Origin of the sequence: Streptomyces venezuelae ATCC 10712, assembly GCF_008639165.1 — a bacterium.
Lineage (GTDB): Bacteria > Actinomycetota > Actinomycetes > Streptomycetales > Streptomycetaceae > Streptomyces > Streptomyces venezuelae.
In genome coordinates, this window is the sequence record NZ_CP029197.1 from 5,887,430 (window position 1) to 5,911,405 (window position 23,976).

Annotated in this window: 20 protein-coding genes and 1 pseudogene; 11 read left to right on the forward strand and 10 right to left on the reverse strand. The window is 72.9% G+C overall.

Going from position 1 to position 23,976, the window contains the following annotated elements:
- Nucleotides 1–426: 426 nt before the first annotated feature.
- The 5 genes and pseudogenes from DEJ43_RS27265 to DEJ43_RS27285 form a co-directional block, all read right to left on the reverse strand.
- A pseudogene (locus DEJ43_RS27265) lies at nucleotides 427–2,040 on the reverse strand (FAD-dependent monooxygenase); the annotation flags it as partial.
- A gap of 193 nt (nucleotides 2,041–2,233) precedes the next feature.
- Complete coding sequence (locus DEJ43_RS27270; RefSeq protein WP_015036611.1) at nucleotides 2,234–3,124, reverse strand: amino acid ABC transporter permease; 891 nt, start codon at nucleotides 3,122–3,124, stop codon at nucleotides 2,234–2,236.
- Entirely contained in the window at nucleotides 3,121–3,795 is a 675-nt protein-coding gene (locus DEJ43_RS27275) for an amino acid ABC transporter permease (protein ID WP_015036612.1), read from the reverse strand. The genes DEJ43_RS27270 and DEJ43_RS27275 overlap by 4 nt, the downstream gene beginning before the upstream one ends.
- 120 nt (nucleotides 3,796–3,915) lie before the next feature.
- Nucleotides 3,916–4,737 carry a glutamate ABC transporter substrate-binding protein gene (locus tag DEJ43_RS27280; RefSeq protein ID WP_015036613.1) on the reverse strand — a complete coding sequence of 274 codons (822 nt, stop codon included), beginning with the start codon at nucleotides 4,735–4,737 and terminating at the stop codon, nucleotides 3,916–3,918.
- 54 nt (nucleotides 4,738–4,791) lie between these two features.
- On the reverse strand, nucleotides 4,792–5,589 hold the full coding sequence (locus DEJ43_RS27285) for an amino acid ABC transporter ATP-binding protein (RefSeq protein ID WP_015036614.1): 798 nt from the start codon (nucleotides 5,587–5,589) through the stop codon (nucleotides 4,792–4,794).
- A 273-nt stretch (nucleotides 5,590–5,862) separates the two neighbouring features.
- Between DEJ43_RS27285 and DEJ43_RS27290 the strand changes: the two genes are divergently transcribed.
- Nucleotides 5,863–6,576, forward strand: coding sequence for a response regulator transcription factor (locus tag DEJ43_RS27290; RefSeq protein ID WP_015036615.1), 714 nt, complete (start codon nucleotides 5,863–5,865; stop codon nucleotides 6,574–6,576).
- Between the two features lie 18 nt (nucleotides 6,577–6,594).
- Nucleotides 6,595–8,025, forward strand: a complete 1,431-nt coding sequence (locus DEJ43_RS27295; protein WP_071891537.1) for a sensor histidine kinase — start codon at nucleotides 6,595–6,597, stop codon at nucleotides 8,023–8,025.
- A 125-nt stretch (nucleotides 8,026–8,150) separates the two neighbouring features.
- On the opposite strand, the gene DEJ43_RS27300 is transcribed toward DEJ43_RS27295, so the two are convergent.
- The 4 genes from DEJ43_RS27300 to DEJ43_RS27315 form a co-directional block, all read right to left on the reverse strand.
- Nucleotides 8,151–9,149: a TAXI family TRAP transporter solute-binding subunit gene (locus DEJ43_RS27300; protein ID WP_015036617.1), complete on the reverse strand. Its 999-nt coding sequence runs from the start codon at nucleotides 9,147–9,149 to the stop codon at nucleotides 8,151–8,153.
- A gap of 134 nt (nucleotides 9,150–9,283) precedes the next feature.
- The gene (locus DEJ43_RS27305) at nucleotides 9,284–10,468 is read right to left on the reverse strand and encodes an RCC1 domain-containing protein (RefSeq protein WP_015036618.1); all 1,185 of its coding nucleotides are present in this window, start codon (nucleotides 10,466–10,468) and stop codon (nucleotides 9,284–9,286) included.
- Nucleotides 10,469–10,483: 15 nt separating this feature from the next.
- Complete coding sequence (locus DEJ43_RS27310) at nucleotides 10,484–11,644, reverse strand: RCC1 domain-containing protein (RefSeq protein ID WP_015036619.1); 1,161 nt, start codon at nucleotides 11,642–11,644, stop codon at nucleotides 10,484–10,486.
- A gap of 17 nt (nucleotides 11,645–11,661) precedes the next feature.
- Nucleotides 11,662–12,888, reverse strand: coding sequence for an RCC1-like domain-containing protein (locus DEJ43_RS27315; RefSeq protein WP_015036620.1), 1,227 nt, complete (start codon nucleotides 12,886–12,888; stop codon nucleotides 11,662–11,664).
- A 662-nt stretch (nucleotides 12,889–13,550) separates the two neighbouring features.
- Here DEJ43_RS27315 and DEJ43_RS27320 point away from each other — a divergent pair.
- From DEJ43_RS27320 to DEJ43_RS27330, 3 genes are all read left to right on the forward strand, one after another.
- A complete protein-coding gene (locus DEJ43_RS27320; RefSeq protein ID WP_015036621.1) occupies nucleotides 13,551–14,036 on the forward strand; it encodes a BAR domain-containing protein in 486 nt (161 codons plus the stop codon).
- An 85-nt stretch (nucleotides 14,037–14,121) separates the two neighbouring features.
- A complete protein-coding gene (locus DEJ43_RS27325) occupies nucleotides 14,122–15,078 on the forward strand; it encodes a hypothetical protein (RefSeq protein WP_015036622.1) in 957 nt (318 codons plus the stop codon).
- A 17-nt stretch (nucleotides 15,079–15,095) separates the two neighbouring features.
- The gene (locus DEJ43_RS27330) at nucleotides 15,096–16,517 is read left to right on the forward strand and encodes a hypothetical protein (protein ID WP_015036623.1); all 1,422 of its coding nucleotides are present in this window, start codon (nucleotides 15,096–15,098) and stop codon (nucleotides 16,515–16,517) included.
- Between the two features lie 27 nt (nucleotides 16,518–16,544).
- Here the strand turns inward: DEJ43_RS27330 and DEJ43_RS27335 are convergent, their stop codons facing one another.
- Nucleotides 16,545–18,194 (reverse strand): glutamate--tRNA ligase, encoded by a 1,650-nt coding sequence (locus tag DEJ43_RS27335; RefSeq protein WP_015036624.1) that lies wholly within the window; start codon nucleotides 18,192–18,194, stop codon nucleotides 16,545–16,547.
- A 196-nt stretch (nucleotides 18,195–18,390) separates the two neighbouring features.
- Between DEJ43_RS27335 and DEJ43_RS27340 the strand changes: the two genes are divergently transcribed.
- The 6 genes from DEJ43_RS27340 to DEJ43_RS27365 all read left to right on the forward strand — a co-directional run bounded on the left by DEJ43_RS27340 (nucleotide 18,391) and on the right by DEJ43_RS27365 (nucleotide 23,931).
- Entirely contained in the window at nucleotides 18,391–19,623 is a 1,233-nt protein-coding gene (locus DEJ43_RS27340) for an MFS transporter (RefSeq protein WP_015036625.1), read from the forward strand.
- On the forward strand, nucleotides 19,620–20,537 hold the full coding sequence (locus DEJ43_RS27345) for a TIGR03619 family F420-dependent LLM class oxidoreductase (RefSeq protein ID WP_015036626.1): 918 nt from the start codon (nucleotides 19,620–19,622) through the stop codon (nucleotides 20,535–20,537). The genes DEJ43_RS27340 and DEJ43_RS27345 overlap by 4 nt, the downstream gene beginning before the upstream one ends.
- Before the next feature lie 19 nt (nucleotides 20,538–20,556).
- Entirely contained in the window at nucleotides 20,557–21,495 is a 939-nt protein-coding gene (locus tag DEJ43_RS27350; protein WP_015036627.1) for a LysR family transcriptional regulator, read from the forward strand.
- 216 nt (nucleotides 21,496–21,711) lie between these two features.
- Nucleotides 21,712–22,641, forward strand: a complete 930-nt coding sequence (locus DEJ43_RS27355) for a DMT family transporter (RefSeq protein ID WP_015036628.1) — start codon at nucleotides 21,712–21,714, stop codon at nucleotides 22,639–22,641.
- A gap of 105 nt (nucleotides 22,642–22,746) precedes the next feature.
- A complete protein-coding gene (locus DEJ43_RS27360; protein ID WP_041662948.1) occupies nucleotides 22,747–23,361 on the forward strand; it encodes a LuxR C-terminal-related transcriptional regulator in 615 nt (204 codons plus the stop codon).
- Between the two features lie 150 nt (nucleotides 23,362–23,511).
- Nucleotides 23,512–23,931: a tautomerase family protein gene (locus DEJ43_RS27365; RefSeq protein ID WP_015036630.1), complete on the forward strand. Its 420-nt coding sequence runs from the start codon at nucleotides 23,512–23,514 to the stop codon at nucleotides 23,929–23,931.
- Nucleotides 23,932–23,976 lie beyond the last annotated feature (45 nt).

Genomic DNA, 23,976 nt, shown 5'->3' on the forward strand with positions numbered 1-23,976 from the left:
CGACCCGACGGCAGGTCCGCTCTCCGCCCCGACGCCGGATCCGCTCTCCGACCCGCTCCCAGACACGGAGTTCGGGCCGACGGCCGACCCGGTGTCCGACGCGGAGCTCGGGCCGACGGCCGACCCGCTGTCCGACGCGCGGTCCGGGCCGACGGCCGACCCGGTGTCCGAGCCGGTGCTCGACCGCCTGTCCGCCCCGCTGTCCGCCCCGCTGTCCGTCCCGGTGTCCGGACCGACGACCGACCGGCTGTCCGCTCCGGTGTCCGAGCCGATGGTCGAGCCGGTGGTCGTCCCGACGGCCGGGCCGACAGCCGACCCCGTGTCCGACCCGACGCCGGACCCCGTGTCCGACCCGACGCCCGACCCCGCCTCCAGCGCGCGGCCCGGGCCCGGCCTCTTCCTCCCCGCGGCCGGTCCCGTCGGCGCCGTCGCCTCCGTCGTGCCGCCGCGGGCCGCGTCCGCCGCCGCGTACAGCTCGGCCGGGTGGACCCCGGCGAAGGCGGCGACGAGGTGGCCGTCGGGGCGTACGAGCAGGACGGCGTGGGCGGGGGCGCCGGGGTAGGCCTCCGTCACCAGGACCTCGGCCTTCGCCGGGAGGGCGCGGACGGCCTCGTCCAGCCGGGGCATCACGCCCGCGCCGCGCCAGTGGCGCCGGTCCCAGACCCCGGTGCCGGGGGCGATCAGCAGGACCAGGAAGCGGCCCTGCCCCAGCCGGTCCCGGAGCCGTACGGTCGTGCCGTCCGGGGCGGTCACCCGGACGTCCTCGACGGGCGCGCCCTCCGGGGTTCCGACGGGGGTACGGCCCCCGGTGTACGGAGGTGCGAGGGGGGAGTGCGGGTACGCGGGGGGCGCGCCCAGCGGGCCGCGCCCCACATGCCCGTCGGTCAGCAGGGCGTCGTGGCCGCGCGTCGCCCCGGGAAGGTACGTGCGCAGGCCGCCGCCGCCCCGCAGGACCGGCAGGGACTGGTCGGCGGCGCGCAGCCGGTGGGCGACCGCCGCCCGCCGCTCGCTCTGGTAGCTGTCGAGCAGCCGGTCCGAGCCGCCGTGGTGCCAGGTGTGGGCGAGCTTCCAGGCGAGGTTGTCGACGTCCCGGAAGCCCTCGTCGAGGCCCTGGGTGCCGACCGCGCCGAGCAGGTGCGCCGCGTCCCCGGCGAGGAGGACGCGGTCGACGCGCCAGCGCCGGGCGAGCCGGTGGTGGAGGGTGTGGACGCCGGTGTCGATGAGTTCGTACGGGGGAGTCGTCCCCTCGCACCAGCCGGCCAGGGTCTCGCGGATCCGGGCGATCAGCGCGTCCGGGGTGACGAGGTCGCCGCGGGGCGGCAGCAGCCAGTCGATCCGCCACACCCCGTCGGGCAGCGGGCGGGCGGTGATCTCGTCGGCGGCGCCGCGCCACGGGGGCTGACGGTGCAGCAGGGCCTCGCCGGGCCAGGGGAGTTCGGTGCGCAGGGCGGCGACGGCGTGGCGTTCCACCGCCGTACGGCCGGGGAAGCGGATGCCGAGCAGTTTGCGGACGGTGGAGCGGGCGCCGTCGCAGCCGACCAGGTGGCTGCCGCGCCACCAGGTGCCGGCCGGCCCCCGGGTGTGGGCGACGACCCCGTCCCGGTCCTGCTCGACGGTGTCGAGCCGGGCGTCGGTGACGAGCCGGATCAGCTTCTGGCGGGCGATGGCGTCGCGCAGTCCGCGCGCCAGGGCGTGCTGGGGGATGTGCAGCGGTGCGGCCGGGGTGGCGGGCGCGGCGGGGTCCTCGGACCACTCCTCCGTGCCGCCGAGTCCCAGGTCGAGGGCGAGGTGGCGGACGACCTGGCGGCGGCGCATGCCGCGCCAGCCGACCCAGCGGACGCCCTCGTCACGGAGGGTGGTGCAGCCGAGCCGCTCGACCATCGCGGCCATGTCGGCGCGCAGCACGACGCTCCGGGCAGGGCGGGGTTCCTCCTTGCCGGGGCCCTCGTCGAGGACGACGCTGGGCACGCTCTGCGCGGCGAGCGCGAGGGAGAGCGCGAGGCCGACCGGCCCCGCGCCCACGATGATCACCGGGTCCACGGCACGGCTCCTGAAGGCCGGACGGTCATGGGGGCAGCACAGCTGAGTGTGGCACGAGCCCGGTGCTTGATCACAGACCGTATGCAACCCACTGAGGGTGCTTGCGTCAAGTGACGGGGTGGGCGCGGTGCGGCTGACCTGAAGTCAGTACCGCTCCGGCCCACCCCTGTTGTCCCACGGACCCCGGGAGGGGTCAGGCGCCGCTGATCGCGTCGCTCTTCACGTCGGCGGGTCCGGCCTGGGTCGGGATGGCCGCCGTGGCGGACTTCTTGCCCCGGCGCAGGCGCCGCTCCAGGCGTGCGGCGAGGTGGGTGACGATCGCGTTGATGACGATGTAGATCAGCGCGATGACGGTGAAGGTGGCGATGGTGTTGGCGCCGTAGTTGGCCGTGATCTGCCGGTTCTGGCTGAGCAGCTCGGCGTATCCGAGCAGCGCGCCGCCGAGCGCCGTGTCCTTGACGATCACGACGAGCTGGCTGACCAGGGCGGGGAGCATGACGGTGACGGCCTGCGGCAGCAGGACGTACGTCATGGTCTGGCCCTTGCGCATGCCGAGCGCCTCGGCCGCGTCGCCCTGGCCGCGGGGCAGCGAGAGCACGCCCGCCCGGACGACCTCGGCGATCACCGAGGCGTTGTAGAGCACCAGGCCGGTGACGACCGCGTACAGCGGGCGGAAGTCGGAGCTGATGGTGGTGAACTCGCGGTACAGCGCGGCCGCGAACATCATCAGGAGCAGGACCGGGATGGCGCGGAAGAACTCCACGACCGCGCCCACGGGGACCCGCACCCAGCGGTGGTCGGAGAGCCGGCCGATGCCGAGGAGGGCTCCGAGGGGCAGCGCGATCAGGATGGACAGCGCGGCGGCCTTGAGGGTCTCCATCAGACCGGGCAGCAGATACGTCGTCCACACCCGGGAGTCGGTGACGAACGGGCTCCACTTGTCGGCGGCCAGCTGGTTCTTGTCGTTGAGGGCCGCGAGGACCCACCACGCCACCAGGGCGAGGACCGCGAGGAAGACGATCGTGAAGAGGACGTTGCGCCGCTTGGCGCGCGGTCCGGGGGTGTCGTACAGGACGGAGCTCATCGCTTCACCGCCAGTCGCTTGGCCGCCCAGCCGAGGAACAGGCCGGTGGGAAGGGTGAGGACGATGAACCCGAAGGCGAAGACGGCGAAGACGGCGAAGAGCGCGTCGGTCTCGTTCTCGATCATCTCCTTCATCAGGACGGCCGCCTCCGCGGCGCCGATGGCCGCCGCGACGGTGGTGTTCTTCGTGAGGGCGATGAGGACGTTGGCGAGCGGGGCCACCGCCGCGCGGAACGCCTGCGGGAGGACGACCAGGGTCAGCACCTGGACGAAGTTCAGGCCCAGCGCACGGGCGGCCTCGGCCTGGCCCGGCGGCACGGTGTTGATGCCCGAGCGCAGCGCCTCGCAGACGAAGGTGCCGGTGTACGCGATGAGTCCGAGGATCGCGAGCCGGAAGCCGATGTCCTCGGAGCGGTCCGCGCCGAGCGTGATCCCGAGCGTCTGGTCGAGGCCGAACGAACAGGCCACGATGACGACGGTCAGCGGGGTGTTCCGGACGAGGTTCACGTATGTGGTGCCGAAGCCCCGCATGAGGGGTACCGGGCTGACTCGCATGGCGGCGAGGGCGGTGCCCCAGATCAGGGAGCCGATCGCCGAGTAGAGGGCGAGCTGCGCCGTCACCCAGAAGGCGCCGAGCAGGTCGTACTGCCCGGAATCAAGAAAGTCGAACACGATGCCCCGCGCTCTCCCCTGGTGGTCGGTCGGTGTGGAGGCCGGTGCGTGGGCAGCGGCCGGTGCCGGGGTGACGGCCGCCGCCGAGCGGGGCGGCCGTCACGGACCGGGCGGGGTGGATCAGCCGGCGATCTTCGGCGCGGGGTCGTTCTTGTAGCCCGAGGGGCCGAAGTGCTGCTTCACGAGCTTGTCCCAGGTGCCGTCGGAGACCATCTTCTCCAGGGCCTTGTTGATCTTGCCCTTGAGCTCGGAGTCGCCCTTCTTGATGCCGATGCCGTAGTTCTCGTTGCTCAGGGAGAGACCCGCGAGCTTGAACTTGCCCTGGTGCTCCTTCTGCGAGGCGTAGCCCGCGAGGATGGAGGCGTCTGTGGTCAGGGCGTCGACACGCTTGTTCTCCAGGCCGGTGAGGCACTCGGAGTAGCCGCCGAGCTGCTGGAGGTCGGCCTTCGGGGCGAGCTTCTCCTTGACGTTCTGCGCGGAGGTCGAGCCGGTGACCGAGCAGAGCTTCTTGGAGTTGAGGTCCTCGACCTTGGTGATCGACGAGTCGTCGGCGCGCACCAGCAGGTCCTGGTGGGTCACGAAGTACGGGCCGGCGAAGTCGACCTCCTTGAGGCGCTTCTCGTTGATCGAGTAGCTGGCGACGACGAACTTGACGTCACCGTTCTTGATCAGGTTCTCGCGCTCGGCGCTCGGCGCCTGCTTCCAGTTGATCTTGTCCTCGGCGAAGCCGAGCTCCTTGGCGACGTACTTGGCCACGTCGACGTCGAAGCCGGCGTACGTGCCGTCCGGGGTCTTCAGGCCCAGACCGGGCTGGTCGAACTTGATGCCGACGGTGATCTTGTCACCGTTGCTGCCCGAGTCGGAGCCGCTGCCACAGGCGGTGGCGGTCAGGGCGAGGACGACGGCGGCCGCCGCGGCGGCGGGGGTGCGACGAAGCTTCATCGAGGAATGTCCCTTGGTCTAGAAGTGAGTTGGGAAGGATAGGCCCGAACTCGCTCAGTGGTGAAGGATCTTGGAGAGGAAGTCCTTCGCCCGGTCGCTGCGCGGGTTGCTGAAGAACTCCTCGGGAGTCGCCTGCTCGACGATGCGGCCGTCCGCCATGAAGACGACCCGGTTGGCGGCGGAGCGCGCGAAGCCCATCTCGTGGGTGACGACCACCATCGTCATGCCCTCCTGGGCCAGCTGCTGCATGACCTCCAGGACCTCGTTGATCATCTCGGGGTCCAGCGCGGAGGTCGGCTCGTCGAACAGCATGACCTTCGGGTCCATCGCGAGCGCGCGGGCGATCGCCACGCGCTGCTGCTGGCCGCCGGAGAGCTGCGCCGGGTACTTGTCCGCCTGGGTACCCACGCCGACCCGGTCGAGCAGGGCGCGCGCCTTGGTCTCGGCGGCCTTCTTCTCCGTCTTCCGGACCTTGATCTGGCCCAGCATCACGTTCTCGAGCACCGTCTTGTGCGCGAAAAGGTTGAACGATTGGAAGACCATGCCCACGTCGGAACGGAGCCGGGCGAGCTCCTTGCCCTCCGCCGGCAGCGGCTTGCCGTCGATGGTGATGGTGCCGGAGTCGATGCTCTCCAGCCGGTTGATCGTGCGGCACAGCGTCGACTTGCCGGACCCGGAAGGTCCGATGACGACCACGACCTCGCCGCGGCTGATCGTCAGATCGATGTCCTGGAGGACATGCAGTGCGCCGAAGTGCTTGTTCACGCCGGACAGTACGACCAGGTCGTCCGCGGCGCGCGGGGTGTCCTCGGGCCCCCTGGAAAGGGACTTGGACACAGACTCTCCGCTCATCGGGCTCTTGCTCCGTCCTCCTCGGTTGGGGAGGACACTAGAGACCCGATGTGAGGACCGTCATCACATCTGAGCTGAAATTGAGCATAACGATCCGGCTGCAACCGGACACGGCGTGTGAAGAGGGCGTCCCCGGCCGTACCGGGTGCATAACAGAAACCCCGACGTCACAGGGGCACACTTGACTGTGACACCGATGATCGGCGTTCATGCCCTGGTACCACCTGGTACACAGAGATCCGTTATCGGACGGCAACCACGGAGGAGGTACGTATGCGACTGCTGCTCGTCGAGGACGACGACCATGTCGCCGCCGCCCTCTCCGCGATCCTCGCCCGGCACGGCTTCACGGTCACCCACGCCCGCAACGGCGAGGAGGCCCTGCAGGCCGTCCTGCCCACCGCGCAGGGCGAGCGTCCCTCGTACGGGGTGATCCTGCTCGACCTCGGCCTGCCCGACCAGGACGGCTACCAGGTCTGCGGCCGCATCCGGAAGCTCACCACCACCCCGGTGATCATGGTGACCGCGCGCGGCGACGTACGCTCCCGGATCCACGGGCTCAACCTCGGCGCCGACGACTACGTCGTGAAGCCGTACGACCCCGGCGAGCTGCTCGCCCGGATCCACGCCGTCAGCCGGCGCCACGCGGGCACCGAGGAGACGGCGGCCACCGGCACCGCCACCGACGGCACCCAGCTGCGGCTCGGCCCCGTCACCATCGAGCTGCCCACCCGAAGGGTCAGCGTCGACGGCGAGAGCGTCCCCCTCACCCGCAAGGAGTTCGACCTGCTCGCGCTCCTCGCCCAGCGGCCCGGGGTCGTCTTCCGCCGCGAACAGATCATCAGCGAGGTCTGGCGCACCAGTTGGGAAGGGACCGGCCGCACCCTGGAGGTGCACGTCGCCTCCCTGCGCTCCAAGCTGCGGATGCCCGCCCTGATCGAGACCGTGCGGGGCGTCGGCTACCGCCTGGTCGCCCCCGCCGCGTAACCGCCGGACGGCCCCTCCGTGCGCACCCGCCTCCTGCCCCTCCTCATCGTCCTGATGGCCGGCGTCCTGCTCGCCCTCGGCTTCCCGCTCGCCGCCAGCCTCGCCGCGTCCGAACAGCAGCGGGTCGTCGTCGACCGGCTCGACGACGCGGCGCGCTTCGCCGCGCTCGCCCAGTTCGTCAGCGAGACCAGCCCCGGCACCGACGAGCGGAGCGCCACCCTCGGCGGTGAACTCGCCAGCTATCACGACGTGTACGGCATCCGGGCCGGGATCTTCTACCGGAACAACCGCTCCATGGCCGCCGCCCCCGAGGACTGGGTCGTCCCGTACGACGGGGAGGGCCGTCGCGCCTTCAACGAGGCCCTGCTCGGCCGGCGCAGCCACAATCCGCCCCAGGTGTGGCCCTGGCAGACCCACGCGCGGCTCATCATCGCCTCCCCGGTCGTCCGCGACGGGGACGTCGTCGCCGTCGTCGTCACCGACTCGCCGACCGGGCAGCTCCGGATGCGCATCCTGCGCGGCTGGGTGCTGATCTTCGCGGGCGAGGCCGCCGCCATGCTGGTCGCCGTCGGCGCCGCCGTCCGGCTCACCGGCTGGGTCCTGCGGCCCGTCCGCATCCTCGACTCCGTCACCCACGACATCGCGACCGGACGGATGAACTCCCGGGTCGCGGCGACCGGCGGACCGCCCGAACTACGGCGCCTCGCGCTCTCGTTCAACGAGATGGCCGACAACGTCGAGGAGGCGCTCGAACAACAGCGGGCCTTCGTCGCCGACGCCTCCCACCAGCTGCGCAACCCGCTGGCCGCGCTGCTCCTGCGGATCGAGCTGCTCGCCCTCGAGCTGCCCGAGGGCAACGAGGAGATCGCCTCCGTACGGACCGAGGGCAAGCGTCTCGCCCAGGTCCTCGACGACCTGCTCGACCTGGCGCTCGCCGAGCACACGGCGGCCGAGCTGCGGCTCACCGACGTCGGCGCGCTCACGGCCGAGCGGGTCGCGTCCTGGCGTCCGGTCGCCGAGGACAAGGGCGTGCTGCTGACGGCGGAGTGCGGGGCGGTCACGGCCTGGGCCGACCCGGTGGCGCTCTCCAGCGCGCTGGACGCGGTGATCGACAACGCGCTGAAGTTCACCCCGGCCGGGGAGGAGGTCACCGTCACGGTGGCGGCGCTGCCCGGCGGGGAGACCGTCGCGGTGGTCGTCGCCGACCACGGGCCGGGCCTCACGGACGAGGAGCTCGGCCGGGTCGGCGACCGCTTCTGGCGCTCGGGCCGGCACCAGAACGTCAAGGGGTCGGGCCTCGGCCTCTCCATCGCCCGGGTCCTGCTGACGGCGGGCGGCGGCGGGGTGGCCTTCGCTCCGAACGAGCCGCACGGTCTCCGCGTGACGGTGACCGTGCCCCGTAACCAGCCACCGACGAGGACGGACGCGGGGGGCTTCGCCGGGGGGTAGGCGGCAGGCGCGTGCCGGGCGTGCCGCCGCCAGCCGGCGGGGCGGTAAGGCCGGCCGCGGGGCCTCCCCGGCTGCGGTAGCGGCGACGGAGCGGGTCGGCGGCGGCAAGGCGGACCGAACCGCCCCTACGGCTTCACCGAGCGGTAGTAGCGGCGGGAGCCGTCGTGGAGGGTCAGGGGTTCCGTGTAGACGGCGGTCCGGAGGTCCACCAGTTGGGCCGGGTGGACCTTGCTGCCGATCCGGTCCCGGCTCGCGATCACCGTACGGGTGAAGCCCTCGACCAGGTCGTCGTCGGCCTTGTCCGTCGTGACCAGCAGGTTCGCCACCGCGAGGGTCGCGATCTGCAGCCCGTCCTGCGCCTTGGCGTACGCGTCGGCGGGGATCACCGCCGACCGGTAGTGGCGGGTCGACTCGCCGACGTCGTGGAGCTGGTCGACCAGGGCCGTGTCCAGCGGGAGGAGGCGGATCGGGAAGCGCTCGGACAGCAGCTGCACCGCCTGGGTGGGCAGGCCGCCTGACCAGAAGAAGGCGTCGAGCTCGCCCCGCTCCAGAAGCTCGGGCATGGTGTCGATGCCCACCGGGACCGGTACGACGTCCCGGTCCGGTGTGAGGCCGGCCGCCGCGAGGACCCGGTCCGCTATCAGCCGTACGCCGGAGCCGTCCTGCCCCACGCCGACCCGGAGGCCCCGCAGGTCCTGCACCCGCTGCAACGACGAGCCCTTGCGCACCACGAGCTGTACGTAGTCGTCGTACAGCCGTGCGCAGCCGCGCAGCCGCTCGAAGCCGGGCCTGCGTTCGCGCTGGTACTGGGCCACGGCGTCGGCGGTCGCGATGGTGAAGTCGGCCTTGCCCGTGGCCACCCGGGCCAGGTTCTGCTGCGAGCCCTCGCTCTTCTGCAGCGTTATCGACACGTCGGGCAGGTCCTGGGCGAGGTCCTGCTTGAGCAGGTCCCCGTACCGCTGGTAGACGCCGCTGGGGACCCCCGTACTGAAGGTGACGGAGCCGCTCGGTGCGGGGGAGACGAAGGGCATCAGCCGCCACATCAGCACCCCGCACAGCACGAGCAGCACGGTGCCGCCCACCACGAGACAGTGGCGGGTGACACGGGAGGGCGAAGCGGACATGCAGCGATCCTGCCAGGTCACGGTGGATTCTGGCCAGGATCGGAGGTGGGGAGGGGTGCTGGGCCCCTCCCCACCTCCCCGCCTCAGCCCGGTCGGTACGCGGAGCGGAGGACGGGTCAGCAGGGTCAGGAGGGTCAGTAGGCGAAACCGGACTTTCCGGTCATCGTCGTCGTGACACGGGTGATGCCGCTGCCAGGCGGCAGCGCCACGGTGGTGGCCGCGGGCGCCGTGGTGGAGCCGTCGCCGAGCTGGGCGGCGGCGTTGGCGCCCCAGCCGATCACCGAGCCGTCGTCCAGCGCGGCCAGGGTGAAGTCGGCGCCGCCCGCGATGCTCTGGACGCCCTTGAGGTGGTCCAGGACGACCGGGGTGGTGCGGTTGGCGTTCGTGCCGTCCCCGAGCTGCCGCTCGGCGTTCTTGCCCCAGCCGGCCACGCTGCCGTCGTCGAGGACGGCGAAGCCGGACGCGGAGGTGGCGAAGACGGTGGCCACGGCGTCGAGGTGGGCGACGTCGACGGGCCTGCTGCTGTCAGCGGTGGAGTCGTTGCCGAGCTGGCCCTCGGCGCCCTTGCCCCAGGCCTTCACGACGCCGTCGGCGGTGAGCGCGAGGACGTGCTCGCAGCCCACGGCGACGGACTCGACGTCGGCGAGGTCGGGGACCTTCTGCGGGGTCTCGCGGGTGGTGTTGTTGCCGGTGCCCAGGCGTCCGTTGTCGCCCTTGCCCCAGGTCCAGACGGTGCCGTCCTGCCGCAGCGCCACGCTGAAGTCGCAGCCCGCGCCGACGTCCTTCACCTTGTCCAGGCTCTGCACGGGGATCGGGGCCTTGTACGGGGTGGTGGTGTCCTGGCCGGTGCCGAGCTGCTTCGAGGCGTTGTTGCCCCAGGCGAGGACCCGGCCGCCCTTGACGGCGAGGGCGTGGTTGAGGCCCGCCGAGACCTCGCTCACGCCGGAGAGTGCGGCGACGGTCGCGGGAAAGGGCTGGGCGGTGGTGGTGCCGTTGCCGAGCTGGCCGGTGGTGTTGTTGCCCCAGCTCTTCACGGTGCCGTCCTTGAGGAGGGCGACGGCGAAGCCGTTGGCGGCCGCGGCGGCGCCGCCCCCGCCGCCGGAGAGCTCGCGGACGTCGTCACGGGTGATGCCCGCGACGGCCGCGGGGGTCTGCTGGGCGAGGGTGCTGCCGTTGCCCAGCTGCCCCTGGGCGTTCTCGCCCCAGGCACGGACCCAGGGGTCGGTGCCGGCGGCCGCGTGGGCGCAGACGCAGGGGACGGTGAGGGCGGTGACCGCTGTGAGGGCGGTGATCAAGGAGATGCGTGCGGGGAGTTCCATCGGGACCTTTCGGGGTCAGTACGCGTAGCTGGTCCGGGACACGGTGGACACGGCCACGCGGGTCGCGCCGCTGCCCGGGGGCAGGGCGGTGACCGGGGTGGAGGAGTTCGTGGTGGTGCCGTCGCCGAGCTGGCCCAGGGTGTTCTCGCCCCAGGCGAGCACCGAGCCGTCGGCGAGTACGGCGACCGTGTGGTTGTAGCCCCCGGCGAGGGCGGTGACGTCGGTGAGTCCGGGGACGGGGACCGGCGTGGTCCGGGAGACGGTGGAGCCGTCGCCGAGGTGCCCGGCGCTGTTCCAGCCCCAGGCGCGCAGCTGTCCGTCGTCGAGGACGGCGAAGGAGTGGTAGCCCGCGGCGAAGATCCGCGAGACGTCGGCCAGGTGAGCGACGTCGACGGGGGCGGAAGCGTGCGCGGTGCTGCCGTTGCCGAGCTGCCCGCTGGCGTTGTAGCCCCAGGCCTTGACGGTGCCGTCGGCGGTACGGGCGAGCGAGTGGTGGCAGCCGGCGGACACCTCCACGACGTCCGTGAGGTCCGGGACCCGCTGCGGGGTGTTCCGGTCGGTGGTGGTGCCGAGGCCGAGCTGTCCGTAGTGGTTGCGGCCCCAGGTCCAGACGGTGCCGTCCTCGCGGAGGGCGATCGCGTGGAAGCAGCCGGCCGCGATGTCCTCGACCTTGTTCAGGCTCTGGACGGCGACCGGGCGCGGGGACGCCCCGGCCGTGCCGTTGCCGAGCTGGCCGTAGGTGTTGTCGCCCCACGCGAGGACGCGGCCCCCGCGTACGGCGTAGGCGGAATTGACTCCGGCGGCGGTCTTCGAGACTCCGGAGAGTCCGGTGACCGCCGCGGGGAAGGACCGCCCGACGGTGCTGCCGTCGCCGAGCTGTCCTGCGGCGTTGCCGCCCCAGGACTGGACCGTGCCGTCGTTCAGCAGGGCGACGGCGAAGGAGCGCGTGTCGCTGTCGCCGCCGGCCGCGAGGTGCCGGACGTCTGCGCGGTTCAGGCCCCGGACGCCCGCCGGGGTCTGCTGGGCGAGGGTGGTGCCGTTGCCGAGCTGGCCGGCGCCGTTGCCGCCCCAGGCGCGTACCCAGGGGTCACGGGGTTCGGCGGCCCGGGCCGGGCCGGCGAGGGCGAGGAGCGCGAGGGCGGCCGCGACACCGCGTACGTATGTGTACGTCGTCATGGGAGTGCCCTCCCGTCTCAGTACGCGTACGTCGTGTTGCCGCCCAGGGAGACCGCCACGTTCTTGATCGCCGAACCCTCGTTGAGGATCTTCACCGACTCGTAGCGGGCGACCGTCGTGCCGTTGCCGAGCTGACCCTCGCCGTTGTGGCCCCAGGTGAAGACGTCGTCGGCGGTGACGGCCACGCCGTGCCGGGCGCCGGCGGCGAGGTGCTGGACGCCTTCGAGGCGCGGGATCTCGACGGGGGCGGTGCGGTTGGTGCGGGAGACGTTGGCGTCGAAGGCCTCGTCGGACTCCAGGAGCTGGCCGTACTGGTTGTTGCCCCAGCCCCAGACGTGGCTGTCGCTGGTCTTGACGTAGTTGTGGAAGGCGCCGGCCTCGATGTCGGAGACGCCCTCGATCCAGTCGACGTCGACGGGGAGGGTGGAGGACTTGGTGGAGGAGTTGCCGAGCTGGCCGTAGAGGTTGTAGCCCCAGGACTTGACCGTGTCGTCGGCGGTCAGCGCGAGGGCGTGGTAGCAGCCTGCGTCGATCTCGACGATGTTCTCCAGGCCCTGGACCTGCCGGGGTACGGAGCTGGTGGCGCGGTTTCCGGTGCCGAGCTGGCCGTGGATGCCGCGGCCCCAGGCGTACACCTTGCCGTTCTCCAGGAGGGCGAGGCTGAAGTCGCAGCCGGCCGAGATCTGCTTGACCTTGGGCATGCCCTGGACGCGATCGGGCACCGTACGGCTGTCGCCGGTGCGGTTGTTGCCGAGCTGGCCGTAGGAGTTGTCGCCCCAGGAGTAGACCTGGCCGCTGGTGTCGAGGGCGAGGGCGTGCTTCCCGCCCGCCGCGACGTCCTTGATGTCGGTCAGGCGCGGGACGGTGGTGGGCACGGTCTGGTTGGTGTTGCCGCCGTTGCCGAGCTGGCCGGAGGAGTTGTGCCCCCAGGACTTGACCGTCTTGTCGGTACGGGCCAGGGCGAAGGAGTCGGCGGACGAGGTGCCGCCCGCCGACATCTGGTCGACGTCGCCGCGGAAGAGGCTGGTGACCGAGGACGGGCTGAGGCTGTCGCTGAGGGTGCCGTTGCCGAGCTGGCCGGTGCGGCCGGCGCCCCAGCTGAGCACGGTGGGGTTGCCTTCGTTGGCCGTCGCGGCCGGGGCGAGCGCCGGAAGCGCGGTGAGTGCGGCGGCCGTGAGGACGGCCGCGGCCGAGAAGCGCCCGGGCAGCGGGGTACGCAGGGGACTGCGGCGTGTTCGGGACATGGCTCTGCTCTCCTTCGATGGGGACATACGGGAGCGCTGCGCCGGTCGGCCTGCGGTTCCGAGGGTGGGCGGAGGCGGGCGGGCCGGGCGCGGGTCATGCGGACAGGCCGTGCCGGGCCCTTGGGCATGGGGTGCCCACGGCCGGGTGCGGCGACCGGGACGGGCCGCCGGGCACATCAGCAGACTGACCGAAAACGATCACGAGGGCGCGCTGGAATCGCTGAAACACCCGTTTGACGGACCTCCGTTCGGGACGCTGCGGCGGGGGCGCATTCGGCCGGTCGCCGGCCCTGGACGCGCCCCTCCGCCGCGCCCCGACGCGGGCCGCCGAACGGCGGCGGCCGGGGGAGTGAGCGACCCCGCCCCGCACGGCCGCAGGCCCTCCCGCGCCGGGCCCGTAATCCACGCCCACGGGTGTACGGAGGGACCGCGCGACCGGCCCCGCGACCCCCTGGTGCGACCGGTCCCGGCGGCCCCGAGTGCGCTCCGCCGAAGTGGTGAGCGGCCCTCGGGGTGCGCGCCGCGCCGTGTGTCGTGCCGGAGCGCCGAGGCACCGGCGGTTAGCGTCGGGATGCGCTCGGTGATCTTGAGGACAGTCCCCTGTCCGCCCCTGGCGTCCCCGACCGAGCTCACCAACTCACCCATGTCCCGAGGGAGTTCCCATGCCCGCCCGCAAGGCATCGGCACGTCGTGTGCTGACCGCCGCCGTCCTCGCCGCCGCTCTCGCCCTGCCCCTGGCCCCCACCGCGTACGCCGAGGAGTGCAAGCCCGACGACCAGGCCTGTCTGGACAAGGAGGCCAACGCCAAGGAGGCCAAGGAGATCGAGGAGCAGCAGAAGAAGAACCAGGAGGCGGCCGGCAAGGCCGACAAGGACATCAAGGCCGCCGAAGAGAAGCTCTCGGAGTGCCCGCCCGGCTCGTCCTCCTGCATGGACAAGCTCACCGGCGGCAAGGGCGCCGCCGAGGAGAAGGGCCTCAAGGACATGACCGAGACCATCGCCTCGAACGAGCCCGAGCCCGCGAACAACGCGGCCCAGGCCGTCAGCTCGACCTGCGCGTCCTTCCCCGGCTCGCTTCCGGAGGGCTCCACCGACCCGGGACGGTCCCCCTTCCCGGTCGACCAGCTCTGCGCCCTCCTCGGCGACTGAGCCGCCGCCCCCTCCGCACGTCCCCGCGCTCCAGCCGCGCCCCCGCACGTCCCCGCGCCCCTCCGTCCCGAAGGGAATCCCCGCCATGCCCGCGTGCCCTCCTCGCGCCGCCCTGCTGCCCGCGCTCTCCGTCCTCCTCGGCCTCGCCGCCACCGCCCTCGCACCTCCCGCCGGCGCCGCCGAGGAGGGGCCGGGCGAGACCCCCGTCCCCCGCGCCGTCACCGCCGACGGCCGCCCGGCCAAGGTCGACGACGTCCTCAAGCACTGCGAAACCAAGCGCTCCGCCTGCACGTTCGTCATCGACCGCAAGCTGAGCCGCGAGTACGTCACCGCCGTGAAGTCCCTCGGCAACGCGGTCGTCAACTGCACCCAGAACGACATGGCCGTCGACCGGACCGTCACCCTGAAGACCGGCACCACCGACAACATCGGCGGCGAGATCTCCGGGCAGATCACCGCCGAGGGCACGGTCAGCGCCTCCGGCGAGGTCACCACCAACCTCTCCAACGACAACAGCAGCGAGAACAAGACACCCAACCTCAAGGACGGGCCGACGTCGACGAACGGGACCAAGACCACCGTCGCCGGCGGCGCCAAGGCGGCCGGCTCGACGAGCGCGCGGCTCGCCTTCCAGGCCGCCTTCAAGGCTACGTACTCCAAGTCGTGGACGACCGAGGCCACCGAGCAGACCGTCTACAAGACCACGGTCAACGCGCACGACATGCTCGTCTTCGGAGCGAACGCCGCCATGCGGCGGGTGGCCGGCAGCCTCGTCGCCGACACCGGGCAGCAGATCCTCGGCATCGTCGTGGACAGCCCCTCGATGGTCACCAGCAGCACGTTCATCGCCCAGACGTACGCCGCACCCGCCGGCGTCTGCGGCGGCACGAGGCCCACCGGGAACACCGCCCCCACCCCGGCACCCGGGCCCGGGCCCGTTCCTGCTCCCGGCCCGCCGTCGGCCGTCGAGGTCCCCGCAGCGCGGGCGGTGCCCTCGGGCGCCGAACCGAAGCGCGCCGTCGTCGTACTCGCCGCTCACTGACCGGGAGGACCACCGCCATGAACCGCACCACGCTCCCGGCCGCCGCCGTCATCGGGGCCGCCGGACTGCTGCTGCCGCTCGCCCCCCTGCCCGCCCTCGCCTCGGCCGCCCCGGGCGAGCAGGCCGCCCCCGCCCGGCAGTCCGCCCCCGCCGAGCAGGCCGTCCCCGTCCTCAACGGTGACTTCGCCGAACCCGTCATGAGGGGCGACGGTCCCACCACCGTCGGCATCGACCACTGGACCGGCCTCAACCAGCGCTACTCGCCCACCGCTTCCGGGCGCACCGACGTCTCCCACGGCGTCGCCCTCCAGAAGGACGGCAACACCCTTCGGCAGCGACTCCGCGGGGTCCGTGCGGGGGCGAAGGTCACCGTCACCTACGAGGACAGCCCCGCCGTCTCCAAGGAGTGCACCGGCGCGCAGGTCGTCGACGGACAGCCGTACGCGGTCACCGGCTCCGGCGGCGCCGTCCAGGAGGTCACCACCGCGGGTGACCCCGACCGGGTGAAGGGCACGCCCGGCAAGGGGCGTTGGACGGGTCGCGGCTATGTGTTCACCGCCGGGGAGAACGAACCGGCGCTCATCTTCACCTCCCGGGTCACCGACTCCCGTACCCATGTGACCTGTTCACCGATGATCGCCCGCATCCGCGCGGTCGAGGTGCCGCCCGCCGTCGACAAGACCGTCGACAAGACGCGCCTCGGGACCTCGGAGGCGTACAAGGGCAACGAACGGGAGAGCAGCCTCCACAACGCGGCCGCCGCCTGCAACGGCGAGAACGCCTGCGTCTTCCGGCCGGACGCCCGGACCTCCTTCCGCTACTACGACGAGGCGCGGGTCGTCGGAGAGGCCTTCGTCAACTGCACCCGCAACACCCTCCAGCACAGCCGGCTCCTCTCGTACTCCGAGCGCAGCCACGACAGCATCGCCCAGACGTACGCCGACGCCGGCCTCGCGCTCCCCGAGGTGGCCCGGCTGCCCACCAGCGGCGTGCGGGAGGAGGACGAGAAGCGGGCCAAGGAGCGGCCCATGGCCGCCCAGTTCGCCCTCGCCTACGAGAAGGCCTGGGAGCGGCCCTGGCAGTGGTTCAGCGGCGACCGGCGCACCATCGTGGAGAAGATCCAGCCCGGCGAGGTCAGTTGGGTCGAGACGCAGCCGAGCCGGGAGCGGGTCGAAGGCTGGTTCGTCAGCACGAAGGACGACTACCGGCTGCACGTCGTCGTCGACGGGCCCTCCCGGGCCGTGCCCGACCGGCTGCTCCAGCGGACCGGACCCATGTCCGAGGCGGAGAAGCAGCGTTGCGCCGCCGCCCGCCCGATGACCACCACCCCGGTCGGGGCGGACGCGCCCGCGAGCTCCAGCGACAAGGGCCTGCTCAGGGTCCCGGCGCCGACGGCCCCGGGAGCGCGGCCCGCGGAACGGAGCATGCCGCTGGACTGACCCCGCATCCGGTGCCCCGCCGCCGCCTCACCCCGCCACGGCGCCGAGGCGGCGCAGCACCTCGTCCGGGCCCAGGACGCGCGCCACCGCGAACAGGTCGGGGCTGCGGGTGGCGCCCGTGAGCGCGACCCGGACCACGTTCGCGACCTGTCTCGGCGGTCCCGCCCAGCGTCCCGGCTCCCGCCGCCAGGCGGCCGTGTCCGGGGCGTGACCGTGCCGCACCGCGAGCTCCCGCAGGGCCCCGTACCACTCCTCCGGCGTGCCGGCCCCGGCCGCCTCCCGGGCGAAGCCGGCGGCGATCCGGCGCACCAGCTCCGGGTCCAGACCGCCGTAGCGGTCGTCGTCGGCGGCCGGCGGCGAGCCGAAGAGCTCCGTGAAGAAGAAGCCGTAGCGGTCGCGGAAGCAGGACCAGCGGTCGAGGTCCTTCCGGGCGGGCGCGCCCTCCGGCCGGCCCACCGCCAAGGCGGCCAAGGCGAGTTCCTCGTGCCGGGCCAGGACGGAACCGAGCTCGGGGTCGTGGTCCCGGGCCCAGGCGAGGAGCTGGGCGTACAGCTCGCCGGGGGTGAGCGAGGCGATGAACTCCCGGCTCAGGGAGTGCAGTTTGGGCAGGTCGAGCAGGGGACCTGACGGGCGCATGCCGTCGGTCCGGACGGGCGCGGCGAGCGCCTCGGCCGTGGGGACGTCCATCAGCCGGATGTTGGCGAGACCGCGCAGGTAGTGCTGGACGGCCGCCGGGGGGTATCCGGCGGCCAGGTAGTAGTCCACCGACGCCTCGGGGTCCTTGCGCTTGCTGAGCTTGCGGCGGGACGGACCCTCCGCCTTCATCAGCGGCGCGAGATGCGCGTACGCGGGCGGTTCGAAGCCCAGCGCCGTGTGCAGCTGCAGATGGACCGGCGTCGAGGACAGCCACTCCTCGCCGCGCACGACGAGCGACACCCTCATCAGGTGGTCGTCCACGACGTGCGCGAAATGGTAGGTCGGCAGGGGAAGTTCGTCCTGCGAGGACTTGAGCAGCACGATGTCGTTGCCGTTGTCCTGCAGCGTCACGGAGGACCGGATGCGGTCCGCGAACCGGACCCGGCCGGGGAACTCGTACGGGCAGCGGAAGCGCACCACGTACGGCTCGCCCGCCGCGAGCCGCCGGGCCGCCTCCGCCGGGGCCAGCGTCCGGCACGGCGCCCACCGGCCGTAGTAGCCGAGCGGGGAGCGCCCCGCCCGCTGCTCCCGCGCACTGCGGGCCAGCCGGTCCTTGTCGCAGAAGCAGGGGTACGCGCGGTCCTGCCGCAGCAGCGCGCGGACATGGCTCAGGTAGACGTCCCGGCGTTCCGACTGGAGATACGGCCCCCAGGCGCCGTCCCCGTCGACCCCGCCCTCGTCGGGCGCGAGCCCGAAGGCGCCCAGCAGCCGCCCGAACTCCTCCGCCGCGCCCGCCACTTGGCGGGAGCGGTCGGTGTCCTCGACGCGCAGCACGAACACACCGCCCGACTGGTGGGCCAGGGCGCGCGCCACGGCGGCCGTGTACAGGCCGCCGATGTGCAGGTGTCCGGTGGGGCTCGGGGCGAAGCGCGTCACCTCGGCCCCCGCCGGCAGGACACGCGGACCGAACCGCCGCTCCCAGTCGGCCGGTTCCGGGAGGTCGGGCGGGAACATCGCGTTGATGACGGACAGGTCGAGCACGGTGGACTCCCTCCAGGGGTTCCTCGATCGGTCCACCGTAGGCACGTGACCGGCCGATCCGGGCGGAGCGGCGACGCGAGGCTGCGGAACTCCGAACCCACTCCGGCGCCTTCGGCTGCGGCCGGTGCGTACGGTCAGTAACGTCCCCAGAACCGATCCGTACGACAGCAACGCGCGGAACACACCAGGGGGTGACATGGGCGGCACGCGCGCCGTGGCCCTGCTCGCGCTCGGCTCCTTCGCCATGGGGACCGACGCCTACGCGATGGCGGGACTGCTCCCCGGCATCGGGGCCGACCTGCACGTCTCCGTCTCCCTCGCCGGACAGTCCGTCACCGCCTTCACCCTCTGCTACGCCCTGGCCGCACCGCTCTGCTCGGCCGCCCTCGGCCGCCGGGGGACCCGTACGGTCCTCGTCACCGCGCTCGTGGTCTTCGTCCTCGCCAACGCCGGGACCGCGCTCACCGGTTCGTACGCCGGGCTCCTCGGCACCCGGGCCCTCGCCGGCGCCGGAGCGGGCCTCTTCACCCCGGCCGCCGCGACCGCCGCCGTCGCGCTCGTCCCGCCCGAACGGCGCGGCCGCGCCCTCGGCCTCGTCCTCGGCGGGATGAGCGCCGGCACCGTCCTCGGCGTACCGCTCGGCCTGCTCGTCGCCGCCCACTCCGGCTGGCGGACGGCCCTCTGGCTGATCACCGCACTCGGCGCGGTCGCCCTGCTCGGCGTCGCCACCGCCCTCCCGGCCGTCCGGGCCGCCGCCGCGCCCTCCCTGCGGGCCCGGCTCGGCGCCCTCGCCCGGCCCCGGGTCGCCGCCGTCGTCACCGTCACCTTCACCCAGACCGTCGCCAGCCTCGGGCTCTACACCTACCTGGAACCCGTCCTCCGCCGGACCGCCGACGTCGGCAGCGCCGTGCCGTACCTCTGGGTCTGGGGCATCGGCGGCGTCTGCGGCAGTCTCCTCGCCGGCACCCTCGTCGACCGGACGGGAAAGCCCGCCCTCCTCGCCGTCGCCCTGCTCGGCACCCTCGGCGGCGCCCTCGCCCTGCTGCCCTGGACCGGGACCGTGCCCGGCCTCGTCCTGCTGCCCCTGCTCGTCTGGGGCGCCGTGGGCTGGGCCTTCGTCGTCCCCCAGCAGCACCGGCTGCTCGCGGGGCAGGCCGACGGCGCCGCCGCCGTCGGCCTCAACAGCTCCGCCACCTACCTCGGCGGCGCCGTCGGCTCCGCGCTCGGCGGCCTCGCCCTCGCCCACGGGCTCGACGCCCGCTGGCTCCCGCTCCCCGCCGCCGGGGTCGCGCTCGCGGGAGTCCTCCTCCACCTCACCGCGGCGCGCGGACCCGCCCGGCGCACGGCCCGGGCACGCCACGGTGCCGAAGACAGGACCGGAGCCGCGGGCGCGACCGCGGCCGACGCCCTGGAAAGGAACACGCCATGAAGTTCGGCGTCAATCTGCCCAACTACGGGCCCGAGGCCACCCCCGACGCCCTCGCCGACTGGGCACTCCGCGTCGAGGCGATCGGCTACCACTACGCCATGGTCTCCGACCACGTGGCCCTCACCCCGGACGTGCAGCACCTCTTCCCCGCCCCGTTCTACGACCCCTTCACGACCCTCGCCTGGCTCGCCGGGGTCACCCGGACCGTCGGCCTCGGCACGACGGTGACGATCCTCCCGTACCGGCATCCCGTGCACACCGCCCGCGTCGCCGCCAACATCGACCGGTTCAGCGGCGGCCGGCTCGTCTTCGGCGCCGCCGCGGGCTGGGCCGCCCGGGAGTTCGCCGTCCTCGACGTCCCTTACCGCAAGCGCGGCGCGATCAGCGACGAGTACCTCGCCGCGATCAAGGCCTGCTGGGCCGACGAGGTCGCCTCCTTCGACGGCGTCCACGTCTCCTTCCGCGATCTGCACACCGGTCCGCTGCCCGTGCAGCGCCCCGGACCGCCCGTCTGGGTCGGCGGACACAGTCACGGCGCGCTGCGCCGGGCCGTCCGCCTCGGCGACGCCTGGCACCCCACCTCCGTCTCCGGCGACTGGCTCACCGGCGTCGGGCTGCCCGCCCTCCGCCGGGTCGCGGACGAACACGAGCGGCCCGTGCCCGCCGTCTGCCCGCGCATCAAACTCCGCGTCACCCCCCGGCCGCTCGGCCCGGGACGGCTCCTCGGCGAGGGCACCCGGGCGCAGATCGCCGACGACCTCGGACTGCTCCAGGACCTGGGCGCGGCGGCCGTCGTCCTCGACCCCACCTATCCGGGCGACCGGCGGGAGGCGGGCCGCACCGCGCGCGACCTCGACGTCCTGGAGACACTCGCCAAGGAGGTCATCGACCTGGACGCCGGCTGCGTACGATGACCGGATCGCGGGGGAGGGAGTGCGGGACGTGACCGATCTGGACCTGCGGAAGCTGCGGGTGCTCAGGGAACTCAGCGAACGCGGCACCGTCAGCGCCGCCGCCCGGGCGCTGCACCTCACCCCGCAGGCCGTCTCACAGCAGATCAGCGCCCTGGGCCGGGAGTTGGGCGTGCCGCTCACCGAACCGTCGGGCCGCAGGCTGCGGCTGACCGGCGCGGCCCGGATCGTGCTCCGGCACGCCGACGCCGTGTTCACCCAGGTCGAGCAGATGCGCGCGGAACTCGCCGCCCACCGGAGCGGCGAGCGCGGCGAGGTGGCCGTCGCCGGCTTCTCCACCACCCTCTCCGCGCTCATCCTGCCCGCCGTGGCCCGGCTGCGGGAGACCCGGCCGCTGCTGCGGACCTCGCTCACCGAGGTCGACCCGCCGGAGAGCTTCTCGCTCCTCCAGCGCGGCGAGACCGACGTCGTCATCTCCGCCGACACCACCCGCGCCGCGCCGGCCGACGAGGACGGCCGCTCCGACGGCCGGTTCCACCGGGTCGCGCTCTGCGACGACCCCTTCGACATCGCGCTGCCCGCCGGGCACCGGCTGCTCGACAGCGAGCGGCTGCTCCTCGCCGACCTCGCCGACGAGACGTGGATCTTCGCCACCACCGGCCTCTGTCACGACATCGGCGTCGCCGCGTGTACGGCCGCCGGGTTCACCCCGCAGGCCTCGCACGCCATCGGCGACTGGGACGCCACCCTCGCGGCGGTACGGCTCGGCCTCGGGGTGGCGCTCGTGCCGCGGCTCGCCAAGCCGGTGCCGCGGCCGGAGGTGACGATCCGCGCGTTCACCGAGCGGGCGCCGTCGCGGACGGTCTTCGCGGCCGTACGGGAGGGCAGCCAGACCTCACCGGAGATCGCGGCCGTCCTCGACGCGCTCCGTACGGCGGCCAGGGCGGCCGTCGCGGGCTGAACGGACCGACGGGACGGGGCTGACCGGCGGACGGAGGGCTGAACGAACGACCGGCGGTTTCCCGGCGGCCGTCCTCCGGAGCACGATCCGCCACGGCTCGTGGACGGTACCGTCCACCAGACGTTGCTGGACCCGCCCCGGCGCCGCTGCGAGGCTCGATCCCGTACCGCGGAGAGCTCCGCGACGTCCCCCCTTTCGGAGAGCGGGCACCCACCCATGTCCATAGCCACCTACACGCGGCTCGCCGCCCTGAGCCTCATCTGGGGCTCCGTCTTCCTCTGGATCAAGATCGCCGGGTACGGCTTCTCACCCGTGCAGATGGTGCTGATCCGGCTCGCCCTCGGCGCCGTCGTCATCCTCGCCATCGGCTACGCCAAGGGACTCAGGCTCCCCAAGGAGGGCGCCACCTGGGGGCATCTGACCGTCGCCGCGCTGCTCGGCAACGCCGTCCCGTGGACGCTCTACGCCGAGGGGGAGATCGCCGGATCGAGCAGCGTCGCCGCCGTGGTCAACGGCAGCGCGCCGATCTGGACCCTGGCCGCGGCCCTGCTGCTCGGCCAGGAGAAGAAGGTCTCCGGCTTCAAGGCCGGCGGCGTGCTGCTCGGCCTCGGCGGCACCGCCCTCATCGCCTCGCCGTGGAACTCGGCCTCGGCGGGCACCGGTTGGAGCATCCTCTGCTTCGTCCTCGGCTCGATCAGCTTCGGCGCCAGCTTCGCGTACATGGGCAAGTTCCTCGTGGGCAAGGGCATCCCGCCCCTCATGCTCGCGGGCGGCCAGCTCAGCGCCGCCACCGTGCTCCTGCTGGCCGCCTTCCCCTTCCTCGGCCTCCAGGCCGTCACCTGGCGCACCGACTCCGTGATCTCGGTCCTGGTCCTCGGCGTGGTCTGCACCGGCTTCGCCGCACTGCTCAACTTCGAGCTGATCATCAAGGACGGGCCCACGGTCGCCTCCACCGTCACCTATCTGATGACCGCCGTCGCCGTCGTCCTCGGCGCCGTGGTGCTCCAGGAGCCCCTCGGCTGGACCGTATGGCTCGGAGCGGTGGCGGTGCTCGCGGCCACCGGCCTGCTCCGCCGCAAGCCGCGCCCCGCTCCCGAACCGGCTCCGGAAGCCGCTCCCGTACCGTCGACCGCGGCGGCCGATTAGCCGCCCCATTCCCTCAGGAAATGCCGGGCCGCCACCCGCAACATTGTGTTCATTCATGGGGCGGGTGGTGGGTGGTAGCGTCACGAGTGGAAACACCCGGCCTTTATGGGGGAGTCGGACGTGGCTTTTGTGGTCGAAATCGTTTTCCGTGGCAACGGGTCGGACCGGTTGGGTTTAGCGGAGGCCCATCGGACCTACTGGAAAAGGATGGCCGCACGCGGCATCCTGCTCGGTGGCGGCCCCTGGCGGGACGGCACCGGGGAACTCCTGGTCTGTGAGGCCCCCGACCGCCGCACGCTCTTACGGGTCCTGTACGCCGACCCGTACGCCCAGGCGCAGCTCATCGGTGAGGTGCGGATCCGTGAATGGAACGCGACCATGGGGCCCGTGGTGCTCGCGGGTCTCGAGCGGTCCACCGGCGGTGCCGGAACCCACGAGCGAATACGCGGGGGCGTCACGGCGCCCGTCCCGCCGGCCGTCCGCGAGGCGGCCGCCGTACGCGAGGAGCTCGCCGTCCGCGAGGAACTGACCGCCCACGAGCGGCGCATCGCCACGATGATGCTCGACGGGCTGACCAACAAGCAGATCGCGGAGGCCTTCACGGTGTCCACCCGGGCCGTGGAGCTGCACATCACCCGGATCTACCGGAAGCTCGACATCCGCCGGCGCGCCCAACTCGCCGCCGCCATCGACCGGTTCGAGGCCGCGCTCGCCTGCTGAGCCTTCCGCCGCACTCGTTCCGCCCGGCACGCCCGGGACATCACGGCCGTAGACATCACACCCGTAGACATCGCGCCCGTAGACATCACACCCAGCTGTCGCACCCGTAGCCATCACACCCGTAGACATCCACATGTGGGGGAGTCCGTCATGCCGCTCGTCGAGATCACCGTTCCCGAAGGCGCCCTCGCCGGGGCCGCCGCCGAGGTCCTGCAGCAGCGGGTCGCCGACTCCGTGCTCACCGCCATGGGACTGCCCCGCACCGACTTCTTCGCCTCCGCCACCTGGGTCTACGTCCGGGAGGCCGCCAAGGGCCTCGCGACCACCGGCGCCGGCACCGCGCCGGGAGTCCTGGTCGTGGTCACGCCCCTGGCGGGCTTCCTGACCCCCGAGCGCAACGAAGCCCTCGCCGCCGAGGTCACCCGGCACGTCCAGGAGGCGACCGCGCCCGACACCGTCGTCTGGCTCGTGGTGCACGAGGTCCCCGAGGGGAACTGGGCGGTGAACGGCGCACTGACCCGGCGGGCGAAGATCGACGAATTCGTCGCCGAGGCCGCCGGGTCTCGCTGAATTTCCACCGGACCCGCTGAATTCCGTACCGGAATTCCGGACGCC

Excerpts from the sequence above, each read along its gene's own strand:
- DEJ43_RS27320 (WP_015036621.1), top strand. The coding sequence starts at position 13,551 with ATGCCCGCCCGCAAGGCATCGGCACGTCGTGTGCTGACCGCCGCCGTC.
- DEJ43_RS27310 (WP_015036619.1), bottom strand. The coding sequence starts at position 11,644 with ATGACGACGTACACATACGTACGCGGTGTCGCGGCCGCCCTCGCGCTC.
- DEJ43_RS27360 (WP_041662948.1), top strand. The coding sequence starts at position 22,747 with ATGGGGGAGTCGGACGTGGCTTTTGTGGTCGAAATCGTTTTCCGTGGC.
- DEJ43_RS27325 (WP_015036622.1), top strand. The coding sequence starts at position 14,122 with ATGCCCGCGTGCCCTCCTCGCGCCGCCCTGCTGCCCGCGCTCTCCGTC.
- DEJ43_RS27365 (WP_015036630.1), top strand. The coding sequence starts at position 23,512 with ATGCCGCTCGTCGAGATCACCGTTCCCGAAGGCGCCCTCGCCGGGGCC.
- DEJ43_RS27300 (WP_015036617.1), bottom strand. The coding sequence starts at position 9,149 with ATGTCCGCTTCGCCCTCCCGTGTCACCCGCCACTGTCTCGTGGTGGGC.
- DEJ43_RS27345 (WP_015036626.1), top strand. The coding sequence starts at position 19,620 with ATGAAGTTCGGCGTCAATCTGCCCAACTACGGGCCCGAGGCCACCCCC.
- DEJ43_RS27330 (WP_015036623.1), top strand. The coding sequence starts at position 15,096 with ATGAACCGCACCACGCTCCCGGCCGCCGCCGTCATCGGGGCCGCCGGA.
- DEJ43_RS27340 (WP_015036625.1), top strand. The coding sequence starts at position 18,391 with ATGGGCGGCACGCGCGCCGTGGCCCTGCTCGCGCTCGGCTCCTTCGCC.
- DEJ43_RS27315 (WP_015036620.1), bottom strand. The coding sequence starts at position 12,888 with ATGTCCCGAACACGCCGCAGTCCCCTGCGTACCCCGCTGCCCGGGCGC.
- DEJ43_RS27280 (WP_015036613.1), bottom strand. The coding sequence starts at position 4,737 with ATGAAGCTTCGTCGCACCCCCGCCGCCGCGGCGGCCGCCGTCGTCCTC.
- DEJ43_RS27305 (WP_015036618.1), bottom strand. The coding sequence starts at position 10,468 with ATGGAACTCCCCGCACGCATCTCCTTGATCACCGCCCTCACAGCGGTC.
- DEJ43_RS27290 (WP_015036615.1), top strand. The coding sequence starts at position 5,863 with ATGCGACTGCTGCTCGTCGAGGACGACGACCATGTCGCCGCCGCCCTC.
- DEJ43_RS27270 (WP_015036611.1), bottom strand. The coding sequence starts at position 3,124 with ATGAGCTCCGTCCTGTACGACACCCCCGGACCGCGCGCCAAGCGGCGC.
- DEJ43_RS27355 (WP_015036628.1), top strand. The coding sequence starts at position 21,712 with ATGTCCATAGCCACCTACACGCGGCTCGCCGCCCTGAGCCTCATCTGG.
- DEJ43_RS27285 (WP_015036614.1), bottom strand. The coding sequence starts at position 5,589 with ATGAGCGGAGAGTCTGTGTCCAAGTCCCTTTCCAGGGGGCCCGAGGAC.